General features: G+C 51.4%; 15 protein-coding genes. 1 reads left to right on the forward strand and 14 read right to left on the reverse strand.

Features of this window, described 5'->3' with window-relative positions; genetic code table 11:
* Window positions 1-76 precede the first annotated feature (76 nt).
* Window positions 77-466, forward strand: a complete 390-nt coding sequence (locus tag BLQ36_RS06905; protein ID WP_074514855.1) for a hypothetical protein — start codon at window positions 77-79, stop codon at window positions 464-466.
* A gap of 172 nt (window positions 467-638) precedes the next feature.
* Here the strand turns inward: BLQ36_RS06905 and BLQ36_RS06910 are convergent, their stop codons facing one another.
* The 14 genes from BLQ36_RS06910 to alaS all read right to left on the reverse strand — a co-directional run bounded on the left by BLQ36_RS06910 (window position 639) and on the right by alaS (window position 13,979).
* Window positions 639-1,379 carry a SagB/ThcOx family dehydrogenase gene (locus tag BLQ36_RS06910; protein WP_074514856.1) on the reverse strand — a complete coding sequence of 247 codons (741 nt, stop codon included), beginning with the start codon at window positions 1,377-1,379 and terminating at the stop codon, window positions 639-641.
* A gap of 14 nt (window positions 1,380-1,393) precedes the next feature.
* Entirely contained in the window at window positions 1,394-2,104 is a 711-nt protein-coding gene (gene hisIE, locus BLQ36_RS06915; RefSeq protein ID WP_074514858.1) for a bifunctional phosphoribosyl-AMP cyclohydrolase/phosphoribosyl-ATP diphosphatase HisIE, read from the reverse strand.
* Window positions 2,104-2,862: an imidazole glycerol phosphate synthase subunit HisF gene (gene hisF, locus BLQ36_RS06920; RefSeq protein WP_074514860.1), complete on the reverse strand. Its 759-nt coding sequence runs from the start codon at window positions 2,860-2,862 to the stop codon at window positions 2,104-2,106. The genes hisIE and hisF overlap by 1 nt, the downstream gene beginning before the upstream one ends.
* A 1-nt stretch (window position 2,863) precedes the next feature.
* Entirely contained in the window at window positions 2,864-3,595 is a 732-nt protein-coding gene (gene hisA, locus BLQ36_RS06925; RefSeq protein ID WP_074514861.1) for a 1-(5-phosphoribosyl)-5-[(5-phosphoribosylamino)methylideneamino]imidazole-4-carboxamide isomerase, read from the reverse strand.
* Between the two features lie 20 nt (window positions 3,596-3,615).
* Window positions 3,616-4,227 carry an imidazole glycerol phosphate synthase subunit HisH gene (gene hisH / locus BLQ36_RS06930; protein ID WP_074514863.1) on the reverse strand — a complete coding sequence of 204 codons (612 nt, stop codon included), beginning with the start codon at window positions 4,225-4,227 and terminating at the stop codon, window positions 3,616-3,618.
* A gap of 38 nt (window positions 4,228-4,265) precedes the next feature.
* Window positions 4,266-4,856, reverse strand: coding sequence for an imidazoleglycerol-phosphate dehydratase HisB (gene hisB, locus BLQ36_RS06935; RefSeq protein ID WP_074514864.1), 591 nt, complete (start codon window positions 4,854-4,856; stop codon window positions 4,266-4,268).
* Window positions 4,853-5,923, reverse strand: a complete 1,071-nt coding sequence (gene hisC / locus BLQ36_RS06940) for a histidinol-phosphate transaminase (RefSeq protein WP_074514866.1) — start codon at window positions 5,921-5,923, stop codon at window positions 4,853-4,855. The genes hisB and hisC overlap by 4 nt, the downstream gene beginning before the upstream one ends.
* 6 nt (window positions 5,924-5,929) lie before the next feature.
* Window positions 5,930-7,267: a histidinol dehydrogenase gene (gene hisD / locus BLQ36_RS06945; protein WP_074514867.1), complete on the reverse strand. Its 1,338-nt coding sequence runs from the start codon at window positions 7,265-7,267 to the stop codon at window positions 5,930-5,932.
* Window positions 7,264-7,932: an ATP phosphoribosyltransferase gene (gene hisG / locus BLQ36_RS06950; protein WP_074514868.1), complete on the reverse strand. Its 669-nt coding sequence runs from the start codon at window positions 7,930-7,932 to the stop codon at window positions 7,264-7,266. The genes hisD and hisG overlap by 4 nt, the downstream gene beginning before the upstream one ends.
* Window positions 7,933-8,024: 92 nt before the next feature.
* On the reverse strand, window positions 8,025-8,552 hold the full coding sequence (locus tag BLQ36_RS06955) for an HDIG domain-containing metalloprotein (protein ID WP_074514870.1): 528 nt from the start codon (window positions 8,550-8,552) through the stop codon (window positions 8,025-8,027).
* The gene (gene hisZ / locus BLQ36_RS06960) at window positions 8,549-9,733 is read right to left on the reverse strand and encodes an ATP phosphoribosyltransferase regulatory subunit (protein ID WP_074514871.1); all 1,185 of its coding nucleotides are present in this window, start codon (window positions 9,731-9,733) and stop codon (window positions 8,549-8,551) included. The genes BLQ36_RS06955 and hisZ overlap by 4 nt, the downstream gene beginning before the upstream one ends.
* Before the next feature lie 36 nt (window positions 9,734-9,769).
* Window positions 9,770-10,066, reverse strand: a complete 297-nt coding sequence (locus BLQ36_RS06965) for a YerC/YecD family TrpR-related protein (protein ID WP_033169429.1) — start codon at window positions 10,064-10,066, stop codon at window positions 9,770-9,772.
* A 178-nt stretch (window positions 10,067-10,244) separates the two neighbouring features.
* Window positions 10,245-11,288 carry an HlyD family secretion protein gene (locus BLQ36_RS06970; RefSeq protein ID WP_074514873.1) on the reverse strand — a complete coding sequence of 348 codons (1,044 nt, stop codon included), beginning with the start codon at window positions 11,286-11,288 and terminating at the stop codon, window positions 10,245-10,247.
* 72 nt (window positions 11,289-11,360) lie between these two features.
* Entirely contained in the window at window positions 11,361-13,979 is a 2,619-nt protein-coding gene (gene alaS, locus BLQ36_RS06975) for an alanine--tRNA ligase (RefSeq protein ID WP_180364842.1), read from the reverse strand.
* Window positions 13,980-14,012: the final 33 nt, after the last annotated feature.

Here is a 14,012-nt window from a genome sequence, read left to right on the forward strand (position 1 = left end):
GATTTCTGCTTCCATTATAGCATAAGCCCTATTTCTATGGTAAACTGAAACTATACTAAGTGTTGAGGTGTTAGCTATGAACTATATATTATCTGCCCTGTTAATCCTTTTGTGTCTCGTCTTTATCCTAGAGATGTACCATTCCCTAAAACGTTCTTCGACATCCTGGCATCTTATTGAGACCTATCGTGATGATTTGCAGAATAAACAACTTATCGACGAAATCTATGCCTATTGTCAAAAGGATTGGAAGCTTCGGCGCATCATCAAAGCCAACGAAGTAACCCCAGCGGATATCGAAAAAATATATCAAAAGCTCCTAAAATGGGGCAATTTCCACAAAGGACACCGCTTCGTGCCAATTACTTCCTTCTTTTACGTCAACACCCTTGATTACCTCGTCAAACATAAAAACGATGAGGCCAAGACCTTGACCATGCACTGCATGAACGCCCTTCATATCTAAAACATTTACACCAAGATAACCTCTGTACCACCGTCGCGCATTTCTTGTACCAGCTCAGGGTTGGCAACACTATCCTGCGCCATGCCGCCTAAACCTTGCATAGAAATCCCCCCAGAGAATCAACAAAGCCCGATTCTCTGGGGGGATTTCTATGCAATAAGCAAAAACTTAATTATAATTTGCCGACGGTGGCACCATAGATAGCAAATTCCTCGTTACCATCCAAATCCAAGACTTCATTGAGCTTGTCATCGTCATATGCACCGAGGGCGCAGACGCCAATCTTGACAGTCTGGGCCGCAAGATAGAGATTTTGACAGACGTGGCCTGCATCAAGGAACAGATAACGGTAAGCGCGGCTGCCAAAGAGATAGGTCATGCGCTCCGGCACAGCGCTCCAGACAAAGGTCACCGCATTGTTTTTCGCCATGTTCTGAGCCCGGAAGCAGGAGCAGAACGCCTCACCGATTTCCTCAGCGGTTTTGAGTGGCAGCAAAGCATGCTCAAAGGCGAGATACCGATAAAGCCCCGGCTTAATGCCCTTGACGTTCTGAATGAAAAGATACGTCTCAAAGGCATGACGCGCGCCGGCTGATGGCACATTGCGCTTGCTGGCCCCCTTAGGAAGTTCCATCTTGACCCCCTGGGTGCACCAGAGCAGATAGGAAAGCTCCTTGATGGTCAACGGTACCTGGCTGTACTGGCGAACCGACGCCCGCAGCTCAACAACCTCCAAGAAGTTGACGGGCATATCGGGGAGAAGTTCCGGCTCCGGCAGTGGAATGATTTTCGTGCGGGGAACCACCGGCTTTTCAGGAGCTGGCGGCTCGGCACCTTCCATCTTGGGAACGCTGGGATTCTTAGCCATGGTGGTTGCGGCCAGGAACTCCTGGGCGATTGGATATTCTTTCATGTTGTAGTCCTCGCTTACATATCCGGACGAACGCCGGTCTTGCCCGTGAACTGATGGTAGTTTCCACCTTTACGGCGGCTCATAAGCTCATCTAAGAGCTGGTCTGGCGTGAGCTTGTGATAAGCCAGCAGCACCAGGCAATGATACCAAAGGTCGCCCATTTCGTAGAGAACTTCCTCCGGTGCCTGGTTTTTCGAGGCGATGACCGTCTCCACAGCCTCTTCGCCGACTTTCTTGAGGATTTTATCCTGTCCTTTGTCGAAGAGGTAATTCGTATAGGAGCCTTCCACGGGATTAAGCTTGCGATCCTGGATGACGTTGTAAAGGTCATTTAAGACCGTAGCCAGCGAAACCTGCGGCTCCGGCGGCACAACGGCAACACCTTTTTCCTCTTCACCTACTAGCTTGCGCCCACTAAAGCAGGTATAGGTGCCCGTATGGCAGGCCACACCCGTCTGATGAACCCGAACCAAGAGCGTATCCCCATCACAGTCGTAGGAGATTTCCCGGACCTTCTGCTTGTTGCCCGACTCTTCCCCCTTGTTCCAGAGTTTCTGCCGGCTGCGGCTGAAGAACCAGGTATAGCCCGTCTCAATCGTCTTCTTGAGGGATTCTTCGTTCATATAGGCCATCATGAGAACCTGACCATTCTCTTCCTGGATGATAGCCGGTACCAGACCCTTTTCGTCAAATTTTACCATGGAAATGTCAATGTTTTTATCCATCAGAATCTTACCTCCACGCCACGAGATTTCAGATAATCCTTGACCTGCCGCACCGTGAACTGGCCATAGTGAAACACCGAAGCCGCCAGCACTGCATCTGCCTTGCCAAGGGTCAGCACATCGTAGAAATGCTCCAACTTGCCAGCGCCGCCTGAGGCGATAACCGGTACGTTTACGGCCTCGGAAACCGCCCGGGTCAAAGCAATATCATAGCCATCCTTCGTACCATCGGCATCCATGCTGGTGAGCAGGATTTCGCCAGCACCGAGGGCCACGGCCTTCTTGACCCATTCGATGCAGTCAAGGCCCGTCGGCGTGCGGCCGCCGTTGATGAATACTTCCCATTTATCCTCGCCTGTGCGGCGGGCATCGACAGCCAGCACGACACATTGGCTGCCGAACTTTTCGGCGCCCTCGCGGATGAGGTCAGGATTCTTGATGGCCGCCGTGTTAAGGGATGTCTTATCGGCGCCAGCCTTCAGCATGCGGCGCATGTCCTCAACGGAGCGGATGCCGCCGCCCACGGTAAAGGGAATAAATACCTGGGAAGCACAATCCTGAGCCACCTGTACCATGGTATTGCGTTCTTCGTTGGAGGCCGTAATGTCGAGGAATACCAGCTCATCGGCCCGCTCTTCGTCATAGCGCGCCGCCAGCTCCACCGGATCACCGGCATCCCGCAGGCCAACAAAATTGGTGCCCTTGACCACCCGGCCATCTTTGACGTCAAGACAAGGAATTATCCGTTTCGTATACATTTTAATCCTCCTTGGCGGCAATTTCAATAGCCTGCTGTAAATCAAGAGTACCCATATAAATGGATTTGCCGACGATTACCCCTTCAATGCCATCTTTTTCATAAGGCTTGAGGGCTTCGATATCCGCCGTTGACTTGACGCCCCCCGAGGCAACGATGTTGACGCCGCTTTCCCTAGCTAATTTCGCCGTAGCTTCCACGTTGACGCCCTCCAAGGTACCATCCCGGGAGATATCCGTATAGATGATGGTCTTGACTCCAGCTTTCTTCATTTCCTTGGCCAGCGTCGTGACATCCACATCCCCGGAAACGCCCCAGCCATCGACGGCCACAATGCCATCTTTGGCATCGATGCCGACCACGATGCGGTCACCATATTTGGCGCAGGCCTCCTTGACGAGAGCAGGATTCTTGACCGCCACCGATCCGAGGATAACGCGGCGCACCCCCAGAGCCAGCACTTCGTCGATATTTTCCATGGTGCGAATGCCACCGCCTAGTTCCACGGGAATCGTCACCGCCGCCAGGATTTCCTTAACCGTAGCAAGGTTGCAAGACTTGCCAGCTAATGCGCCATCAAGGTCAACGAGGTGCAGGAACTGCGCACCTTGCGCTTCCCACTGCTTAGCCATTTGGGCAGGCTTATCAGAAAAGACGGTCTCTTGGGCAAAATCCCCCTTTAACAGGCGCACACATTTACCGCCACGAATATCGATTGCAGGAAAAATCAGCATAGCTTACCACTCCTTCGGCCTTAGCCTTCGACAAAATTCTTGAGAATCTGCAGGCCAACGTCGCCTGACTTCTCGGGATGAAACTGCGTGGCCTGAATATCACCACTAGCGATGGACGCCGTGAGCCTGCTCCCATAATCCGTATAGGCTGTGATGATGGACGGATTATCGGGAACTGCATGATAACTGTGAACAAAATACACATAAGGCTTTTCCGAAAGTCCCTCGAAAAGATCCAAAGAGCGACGGGGCTTCACCACTTCAAGGTTGTTCCAGCCCATATGGGGAACTTTCAGCCCCTCGGCCTGGATTTTCCGAACCGTGCCTTTCAAAAAGCCTAATCCTCTGACCCCGGGGGATTCTTCACTGCCCTCAAAGAGAATCTGCAGGCCAACGCAGATGCCAAGCAAAGGGATACTTTTGTCTACAGCTTCACGAATTGCTGGAATAAGCCCGGAGGCTTCCAGATTTTTCATGCAATCGCCAAAGGCCCCCACACCGGGTAAGACGATTTTATCTGCCGCCAGGATTTCCTCGGCATTACTGCTTACGCATACCTCAGCTCCCAGCGCCGTCAGCGCCTTTTCTACGCTAAACAAATTGCCAACACCATAATCTATAATCGCAATCATCGGATGCCCTCCTCGCCGAGCTGCCACCTAACTGGAATTTATAAGGAACCTTTGGTAGAGGGAATGCCCTCGACACGGGGATCATCCTCTAAGGCCTGACGCAAGGCATGGCCTAAGCCCTTGAAGATAGCCTCGACTTTATGATGGGAATTGGTGCCGTAGAGCACCTTTACATGCAGGGTAATGCCGGCATTAAAGGCAAAGGCTCGCAAAAATTCTTCGGTAAGCTCCGAATCGTAGCCGCCAATCATCGGTGCCATTTCTCCGCCATCGTAAACCAGGAAAGGCCGTCCACTGATATCTAAGGATACGAAGGCCAGTGCTTCATCCATCGGCAGATAAAAAGTGCCATAGCGGCGGATTCCCTTCTTATCACCGATGGCCTGTTTAAAGGCCTGGCCAAGGGCAATGCCGATGTCTTCCACCGAATGATGTCCATCGACCTCCAAATCCCCATCGCAAACCAGGGTCAAGTCGAAAAGACCATGAGCCGTAAACAGATTGAGCATATGGTCAAAAAAACCAATTCCCGAATCGATGACACCTTTTCCCTTGCCATCGAGGTTTAAAACGAGCTTGACGGCTGTTTCTGCCGTCTTTCGTTCCAGCGTTGCGGTACGGATACTCATGCTCTCCCCTCCACAAATTGCTTGATAGCATCGTACCAGTGGTCATTTTCTTCCCGCAGGCCCATGGAAATACGCAGACAATTTTTAAGTCCCGGCGCATCGCCAAAGCAGCGGACGCCGATTCCCTTGCTTTCCAGGTATTCGTTAAGCTCTTTGGCTTTCGCGTATTTTATCAGCACAAAGTTGGTTTCCGAGGGATAGACCGTAACGCCGGGAAGCTTATCAAGCTCGGTGCTCATGCGCTTACGCTCGGCAATCATCATCTGGATACGAGGCACATACTCATGACGCATCTGGTAAACGATGTCAGCCGTTGCCAAGGACAGGACGTTCATGTGATAGGGCATATAGGATTTTTCAATCATCGAAACAATATCCTTGCCTGCCAGCATATAGCCCACCCGGGCAGCCGCCAAACCATAGGCCTTAGAGAAGGTACGAGCAATGATGAGATTCGGATATTTTTTCAGCAGGCCAACGGAAGTGCGTCCATAAAATTCCATATAGGCTTCATCGATGAGCAAGGCACAGTTTGCCGGGATATTTTGGGCGATAAACTCAATATCACTGACGGAGTAACCCGTTCCCGTCGGATTATTCGGATTGCAAATAACCGCTAGCGATGCCTTATGGTCGTTAACCGCTGCGACAAATTTCGCTACGTCAAGGGAATAATCTTCCTCTAAGGATACCGGTACCCCTAGAGCTTGGGCGGCTTTGGCATAAATGCGGTACATGGAAAAAGACGGTTCCGGATAAACGATTTTCTTCGCTTTGTTCCCACCGAAGCAGTAAAACAGCTTTTCGATGATTTCACTGGAGCCGCTGCCCAGCAGCACGTTTTCAATCTGCAATTTATGATTGTCGGCAATCTGCTCCCGCAGGGCATCGTACTCCTCGTTGGGATAACGGTTATAGGCTACCCGCGAAAGCCGGCCCATCAGGCGGTCCTCCACCATTGGCGGCAGATTCATATTGCACTCATTGGCGTTGACCTTAATTTTCCAGTCACGCTCCACCACATCATAAGATGGCATATCTTTAAGTCCAGTACGATATTTCAACATAAAGTTTTATTTCCTCCTCAAACGGATTGCATTAGCATGGGCCTGCAACCCCTCAGTCTCCGCCAAGCGGATGATGTCATCACTGACTGCCTGAAGGGCAGGTTGGGTGTACGAGATAATGCTCGTACGCTTCATAAAGGTTTCTACGTTCAGTACGCTATAATAGCGCGCCGTACCACCGGTGGGCAGTACATGATTCGGTCCAGCGAAATAATCGCCGAGAGGTTCTGGCGAATAGGCCCCTAAGAATACCGCTCCCGCATGACGGACATAGGGCAACAGCTGGAAGGGATCTGCCGTCAAAAGTTCCATGTGCTCCGGTGCCGATACATTGGCAAACCGCATGGCCTGCATCATGTCCTCCGCAATGACGATAAGTCCATTGCGGTCGATAGATGCCTGGGCAATCTCACGGCGCGGCAGCTTAGCAAGCTGTTTTTCTGCTTCGGCTGCCACCTGATTCGCCAATCCTTCATCATCCGTAATAACGATGCTGGAAGCCAGCGGATCATGTTCGGCTTGGCTCAGCATATCCGCCGCTGTATAGACAGGATCAGCCGTCTTATCGGCAACGATGAGAATTTCACTGGGACCTGCCAGCATATCGATATCTACATGGCCATAGACCTCTTTTTTGGCCAGTGTAACAAAGATATTTCCCGGGCCGGTAATCTTATCCACCCGCGGAATCGTCTCCGTACCGAAAGCCATGGCGGCAATGGCCTGGGCTCCACCGATTTTATAGATTTTCTTGACGCCGGCAGCCCGGGCGGCAATGAGTACATAGGGATTGATTTTACCGTTTTTCGGCGGCACCATCATGATGATTTCCCGAACCCCGGCCACTGCCGCCGGTACCGCATTCATAATGACCGATGAGGGATAGGCAGCCGTGCCGCCTGGCACGTAAATGCCCACCCGGTCAAGGGGAATTATGGACTGACCGAGTATCGAGCCCTGTTCACGATACGTCATCCAGGAATTGGGCTTCTGTTCCTGATGGTAGCGGCGAACATTTTCTGCCGCTTTCCTCAAGGCTTCTACCACCTTCGGATCAGCTTCCTTTTCCGCTGCGGCAAATTCTTCTTCGGAAACCAGAAAGTCCTCAGGGGTGAACTCCACCCGGTCGATTAATTTTGTATAATGGATAACGGCTTTATCACCATCGCGGCGAACGTCCCCCACAATCTGTCGAACCAGTTCGGCGGCGCTCATATCCCGTCCAAAGGTCTTACGATTGGCTTCTCGGATCTTCGGATTGAGTTCCACTTCGTCAAAGGCAGCTTTCGTGAGCAGCCGCTCTACTTCGTATTCTCCTACTTCGCTTGCTTTTACAATCTTCATTTCCCCGCAGCCTCGCTTTCCAAAATCTTACGCAAATCGGAAATCATCGTATGAATGCGGTCAAACTTCATCTTGAAGCTTACCCGGTTGGCGATCAGTCGAGCCGTGGCATCCTGAATCGATACGATTTCCTCCAACCCGTTTTCCCGCAGCGTCGTTCCCGTTTCCACGATATCGACAATGCTTTCCGACAGGCCAACAATTGGTCCTAACTCGATGGAGCCATTTAGTTTGATGTATTCCATCTGCATGCCCTGGCGATTGAAGAACTGCTCCGCAATGTGCGGGAATTTCGTTGCCACCCGAGTGTGATTGTAATCGGTGAGCTTGGCGCGTTTCTCATTCTTTGGCACCGCCATCATCAAATGACAGCGGCCAAAGCCAAGGTCCAAGAGCTCGTAAACATCCTTGCCGGACTCTAACAGAACGTCCTTGCCAATGACCCCTAGGTCAGCGGCACCGTATTCCACATAGGTCGGTACATCGGCAGTCTTAGAAACGATAAATTTAATTTTCTTCTCTTCGTTGGTGATGATAAGTTTTCGCGATTTATCCGAAAGCCCTTCGGCTGTATAACCAATTTTTGCCAATAAATCTGCTGACAGGCCAAACAACTTGCCTTTGGGCAGAGCAATTGTCAGGTAATCCATAGAAGTTGACTGCATATATGACCTCCTGATTTCTACTCTTTATCTTGTTAAAGCACTAATATGTTTACAATACTAACATGTAAACTTGTAAACGTCAAGCAAATGTGTTAATTTTTTTCATCCGCCTGCCGCAGGATGACCAATAGGTCATCATCCCCTTGCGCCAAGGGCTGATGATGACGGGAAATGACCGCTGCCTCTTCATAAAGCCCGATAGCCCGTAGCATTGTGGCTCCGATTTCCGGATGATGGTAATAGACATAAATCGCCCGGCCAGGCCTTCTCCAGATAGAATCCACCTCTTTACAAGCAATGAACTTAGCAAGTCCCGGGACAAAATGAGTAATCAATACCGCAAATACCTTACCCCAAATGTCAAGGTCCCCCTTCTTCCGGCCCACATCGTGCAGCAGGGCGCAGCGCAAAAGCATTGACCGGTCAACTGTCAAATTTGACTTGTCAGCCAGCTGCAAAGCGGTTTTGGCCACCTGCAGGGCATGGTACTGATCGGCCGGGTGCATTTGATAAAACAATGCTTTGGCCGACTCAGGAATTGACCGGTCAATAAATGCTCGATCTTCCTGGCTGATATGGGCGGTTAGGGCACGATAAAGCTGCCGTACACGCTGTATCATGGGAGATAAACCAATTCCCCATAGCCTTTTGCCTGCTGCATTTTGGCTGCTTCGGCTTTATCCTGGGGCGTTAACGCCAGTTCCACCGTCTTCCCTTCCTGGCGGAGCAGACTGGCCCGTTCCACAGCCTGATTCTCCTTGCCCGGGGCATAGGAAAGATAAATATCCCGGGCCCGTTTCGGTTTCTCGAGACCTTGACGCTCCAGCGCCAGCAAAATGCGCTCGATGCCCATGCCAAATCCTGTAGCCGGGCAGGCATTGCCAAAATCCGAGAGCAGGTGGTCATAGCGGCCGCCGCCACAGAGCGGGAAGCCAAGGCCAGGGGTATAGGCTTCAAATACCATGCCAGTGTAATAGCTAAAGTCGCGGATAATGCCTAAGTCAAAACGCACATACTGCTCGATGCCATAGGATTTTAGCAAGCGGTAGATTTCCGACAGATTGTCGAGGGCCCGGCGACTCTGTTCGTTAAGGGCCAGGTCATAAGCACTCTTCAACATTGCCTCGCCGCCATTGAGCAGTGGCAGCTTTTTCAAAACGGCCTTCGCGTTGTCCGAAAGCCCCAATTGGTCTACCAGCGTTTCCAGTTCCACCAGGTTGCGCTGTTCCATGGCTGCCTTGAGCTTGTCTTTGGCTTCAGCCGGTAACTGATATTGCTCCATGATGCCGTTAAGGAATTCCACCTGTCCCAGGCAAATTTGAAAATCTTTGAGGCCCGAGCGCAGCAGTCCCTGAATGGCCAGAGATAAAATCTCGGCATCGGCAAAGGCACTGGTGCTGCCCATTAGTTCGACACCAGCCTGATGGAACTCGCACTGACGCCCCATCTGGGTCTGCTCCTGACGGAAAACGCTGCTGATGTAGGAAAGTTTCATGGGCAGCGGATAATCCTTCAATCGGCTGCTCACCAAACGGGCAATGGGCGTAGTCATTTCATGCCGCAGCGCCAACGTTCGGTTGTCCTTATCAAAGAGCTTAAACAGATGGTCCTGAAGATTGGAATTGCTGCCCAGCGTAAGATTGTCCAGGTATTCAATGGTTGGGGTGACAACTTCCTCATATCCCCATTCGGCAAAGAGTTCGGCTAGTTTTGTTTCGATAGCGCGCTTATCGGCTGCTTCGCTTGGCAGAAAATCGCGGGTACCATAAGGGATTTCCAAAACATTCGTATCTTTTTCCATCGGTTCTTCGCTCCTTATACTTATCTTCCTGCGGGATTACTCAGATTTGGGCAGTCGTTCCAACACGGTCTTATAACCGTCGGCACCGTAATTAAGACACCGTTTGACACGACTAATAGTCGCCGTACTGGCGCCAGTCTGTTCGACAATCTCATCATAGGTGTGGCCTGCCTTGAGCATTCGCGCCACTTCTAATCGCTGTGACATTGATTTCAATTCGCTGATGGTACAAATATCTTCAAAGAACTGATAGCACTCATCGATATTATTCAGCGAGAGAACTGCCTGACAAAGCTGGTCATTCAGCTTGTCCTTCAGTTTTGGATTTACCATGATAATATCCTCCTGTTGTTCTTTCCGTCTTTATCCCTTTAGTTTGTGAAATTACCTGTCATTATAACATAGGCCATGAAAAAAAGAAAGCCCTTTGTCATTACAATTTTATGACAAAGGGCAAAATATCGTTTCATTTTATAGATGTTGTATCATTTTGTCTTTTTGTTAAAGACAATTAACCACCAATTGCAAACTTCAGCGTTGTCGTCATGCCGGGCTTAAGCGTAAAACTCAAACCTGACGGCAAAGAAATCCGAACCGTAACGCGGCTGTCACCATCGGCATCAGCCTGTTCCCCGCTTTCATCATTTGACGGCTCAACAATATCTTTTACCGACCCTTGCAGCTTGTGCATATCGAGTTCGTAAGCGGCAAACTGTCCAAGCCGGATGTTCTTGGCCTGTTCCGGCGTTACCTTGGCTTCGACCCAGGCATTTTCCGGGTCCATCAGATTGACAACCACCTGATCGGCTTTTACCTCGGCGCCTTCGGCGATATCATCGATGAGCATAACGGTTCCTGCCGTCGGGGCTAAAATGTCGGTAGCCTGCTGCGCCTCTTTGGCATTATCCAATGCTGCCTGGGCAACCTGTACCTGCATTTCTGCCTGCTTGATGATATCGGGATTCTGCGGAGCCGTTGGTGCAACCTGAGCTGGCGATGGCGTGGGAACCGACGGCGTTGCCGGAATCGATGCTGCAGCCTGGGCGGCATTTAACTCCGACTGAACGCTTTGAATTTCCCTACGCGCATAGGCATCGGGATTTGCCTGCATCTTCGCGAGCTTTGCCCGCAGTCTTGCGACCTCACGCTGGGCACTGGCACTATAGGACGGCGCACTTGGTGCCGGTGCCTGCGGTGCGGCCGGCAGCGTCATCGTCGCCCCTTTTTTGAGCTGCTCCAAACTTTGCTGGGCCATTTTGACATTCTGCTCGAGCTGCTGGATCTGCTCGTCGGTGATGCTTGATTCCATGCGGGCGATTACATCGCCCGCTTCGACATGGTCGCCATCGCTTACGACGATTTCCGTAATCTTGCCGGGCGATTTTGCCTTTGCCTGTACGATGTCACCCGTAACCTGTGCATCGTAAATGGTCAGCGTCTTGTTGTGATGCTGATAAAAGTAAACGCCAGTGCTGACAATAAGCGCCAAGAGCACCAAGCCAATGAGTCCATAACGGATAATTTTATTTGCCTTGTTTGTAATATCGACTTCCATTGCCGGAACCTCCTTTGCAAAGTAAGAACGACTCCCTCAATAATGAGGGAGTCTGTTCACTTATATGTTGGTTTAACCGAGCTGGCTCTCAATTACTTCCAGTGCTTTATCAAAAGCTTTCGGCAATGCCTCGGCATTCTTACCGCCTGCCTGAGCCATATCCGGACGGCCGCCGCCGCCGCCACCGACGGTCTGCGCAGCTTCCTTAATGATTTTGCCGGCATGGATGCCCTTGGCAACGGCAGCTTTATCTGCTTTGACAACGAGGTTGACTTTGCCGTCATTCGCACAAGCCAGAACGACAACACTCGGCGATTCGACCTTGGAGCTGGTCATATCGGCAACGTCACGAAGTTCATCCATGCTGGAAACGCTGGATTTACCGCAGACGACATTGACGTCTTTGACCGTCTTGAGGCCTGCCAGCAGATTCTGCGCATCGGCTTTTTCGCGCATTTCGGCAACTTCGGCGAGCTGTTTGCTCATTTCCTTGCTTTCAGCCTGTACCTTTTCAATCTGAGCCGGTACTTCTTCCTCTTTCGTCTTGAGGAGCGAAGCGGCATTAGCCAGGATGGCCATCTTATCGTTGACATAGTCAAGCGCAGCTTTACCCGTGATAGCCTCAATGCGGCGAACGCCCGAAGCTACACCAGATTCGCTGACAATCTTGAACATGCCGACCTGGCCAACGTTCTTGACATGCGAACCGGCGCAAAGCTCCATCGAGAAGCCCGGAACTTTGACAACGCGGACGACGTCACCGTATTTCTCGGAGAACAGTGCCATTGCGCCAGCCTCTTTGGCTTCGTCAATGCTCATATGGGAAATCTCAACATCCTGGCCTTTAAGGATTACGCTGTTGACAAGTTCTTCGACATCGGCGAGCTGCTGAGCCGTCACCGGTTCAAAGTTCGTGAAGTCGAAGCGCAGGCGCTCCGGCGTAACGGACGAACCAGCCTGATTGACCTGATCGCCGACAACCTGCTTGAGGGCAGCCTGCAAGAGATGCGTAGCCGTATGGTTGCGGGCCGAAGCCAGTTTCTTGACCTGGTCGACTTCAATCTTGACCGTTTCGCCGACTTTAAGCTGGCCTTCTTCTACGTATGCTTCATGATAGACCGTGCCATCCGGCAGCTTCTTGGCATTGACTGCCTTGATGCGGCCAAATTCACTGAGGAACAGGCCCTCATCGCCCACCTGTCCGCCGCCTTCAGCATAGAAGGGTGTCTTGTCGAGAATGATACCAGCCTCTTCGCCATCGGTAATCTCATCGACGAGAACGCCGTCTTTCCAGATAGCGACGACTTTGCCTTCCGCAGCCGTTTCATCGACTACGAGTTTGCTGACATCGATGCTCGAAAGATCCGGTACGGCTACGCGGGTGTTTTCTGCACGGGCGTTGCGGGCACGGGTGCGCTGCTCTTCCATAGCCTTCTCAAAGCCCTCTTTGTCGAGGTCCAAGCCATTTTCGTGCAGGATTTCTTCCGTAAGCTCCCAAGGGAAGCCAAAGGTATCGTAGAGTTTGAAAACAACTTCGCCAGCCAGTGCCTTTTTGCCAGCTGCTTTAACGGTTTCGATTTCCCCGTTAAGAAGTTCCATACCCTGGTTCAGCGTAGCAGCAAAGCGGTCTTCCTCGATGCTGATAACCTTTTTGATGTAATCGGCTTTGTTAACGAGTTCCTCAAAGTCTTTGGCACCGCGGTAGATGTTGACAGCGGCGTCAACAGCACCTTCGAGGAATTTGTCCTTGATGCCGAGCATGCGGCCATGACGGATTGCACGGCGCAGAATACGGCGCAGGACATAACCACGGCCCTCGTTCGACGGCAGGATGCCATCCATAATCATGATAGCCATGGAACGTGCATGGTCAGCGATAACCTTCAAGGATACGTCTTTTTCGGCATCATCGCCATAGGCAACACCAGAAACCTTCGACGTGTATTCGATAATCGGGTAGAGAAGGTCCGTTTCGAAGTTGGTCTTCTTGTTCTGAACAACCGAAGCCAGACGCTCAAGGCCGCAGCCCGTATCAATGTTCTTATGCGCGAGGTTATCGTAAGAACCATCTTCCTGTTTGTCATACTGCGTGAATACGAGGTTCCAGATTTCCAAATAACGGTCGCAGTCGCAGCCGACAGCGCAATCCGGCGAACCGCAGCCGCGATCTTCGCCGAGGTCAATGTAAATCTCGGAGTCCGGACCGCAGGGACCAGGGCCGATTTCCCAGAAGTTGTCATCAAGTTTTACGATGTGATCCTGGGGGAATCCCGGCTGGGATTTCCAGATTTCGATAGCCTCATCATCGTCCGGATAAACCGTTACCCAAAGCTTATCCTTCGGCAGCTCCACAACTTCCGTCAGGAACTCCCATGCCCAAGGGATAGCTTCACCTTTGAAGTAATCACCAAACGAGAAGTTACCCAACATCTCGAAGAAAGTCTGGTGACGCGCCGTACGGCCTACGTTTTCGATATCACCGGTACGCACACAGCGCTGACTCGTGGTGACACGGGTACGAGGCGGCTTCATTTTGCCCGTAAAGAAGGGCTTCAACGGAGCCATGCCGGCACCAATCAGCAGCAGCGTCGGGTCATCCTTCGGAATCAGCGAAAAGCTCGGCAGGCGCAGATGGCCTTTTTTCTCGGAAAAGAACTGCAGATAAGCTTCGCGCAGTTCATTACCACTCATGTACTTCAAAAAAATCTACCCCCATATAGGTAT

The sequence above is a fragment of the Selenomonas sp. WCT3 genome (assembly GCA_900100835.1).
Taxonomy (GTDB): Bacteria; Bacillota; Negativicutes; order Selenomonadales; family Selenomonadaceae; genus Selenomonas_A; species Selenomonas_A ruminantium_E.

Coding starts and splice junctions, on each gene's coding strand:
- hisD (WP_074514867.1), bottom strand. CDS start 7,267: ATGAAGATTGTAAAAGCAAGCGAAGTAGGAGAATACGAAGTAGAGCGG.
- hisH (WP_074514863.1), bottom strand. CDS start 4,227: ATGATTGCGATTATAGATTATGGTGTTGGCAATTTGTTTAGCGTAGAA.
- hisF (WP_074514860.1), bottom strand. CDS start 2,862: ATGTATACGAAACGGATAATTCCTTGTCTTGACGTCAAAGATGGCCGG.
- hisG (WP_074514868.1), bottom strand. CDS start 7,932: ATGCAGTCAACTTCTATGGATTACCTGACAATTGCTCTGCCCAAAGGC.
- BLQ36_RS06965 (WP_033169429.1), bottom strand. CDS start 10,066: ATGGTAAATCCAAAACTGAAGGACAAGCTGAATGACCAGCTTTGTCAG.
- hisB (WP_074514864.1), bottom strand. CDS start 4,856: ATGAGTATCCGTACCGCAACGCTGGAACGAAAGACGGCAGAAACAGCC.
- BLQ36_RS06955 (WP_074514870.1), bottom strand. CDS start 8,552: ATGATACAGCGTGTACGGCAGCTTTATCGTGCCCTAACCGCCCATATC.
- hisC (WP_074514866.1), bottom strand. CDS start 5,923: ATGTTGAAATATCGTACTGGACTTAAAGATATGCCATCTTATGATGTG.
- alaS (WP_180364842.1), bottom strand. CDS start 13,979: ATGAGTGGTAATGAACTGCGCGAAGCTTATCTGCAGTTCTTTTCCGAG.
- BLQ36_RS06905 (WP_074514855.1), top strand. CDS start 77: ATGAACTATATATTATCTGCCCTGTTAATCCTTTTGTGTCTCGTCTTT.
- hisZ (WP_074514871.1), bottom strand. CDS start 9,733: ATGGAAAAAGATACGAATGTTTTGGAAATCCCTTATGGTACCCGCGAT.
- hisA (WP_074514861.1), bottom strand. CDS start 3,595: ATGCTGATTTTTCCTGCAATCGATATTCGTGGCGGTAAATGTGTGCGC.
- hisIE (WP_074514858.1), bottom strand. CDS start 2,104: ATGGATAAAAACATTGACATTTCCATGGTAAAATTTGACGAAAAGGGT.
- BLQ36_RS06970 (WP_074514873.1), bottom strand. CDS start 11,288: ATGGAAGTCGATATTACAAACAAGGCAAATAAAATTATCCGTTATGGA.
- BLQ36_RS06910 (WP_074514856.1), bottom strand. CDS start 1,379: ATGAAAGAATATCCAATCGCCCAGGAGTTCCTGGCCGCAACCACCATG.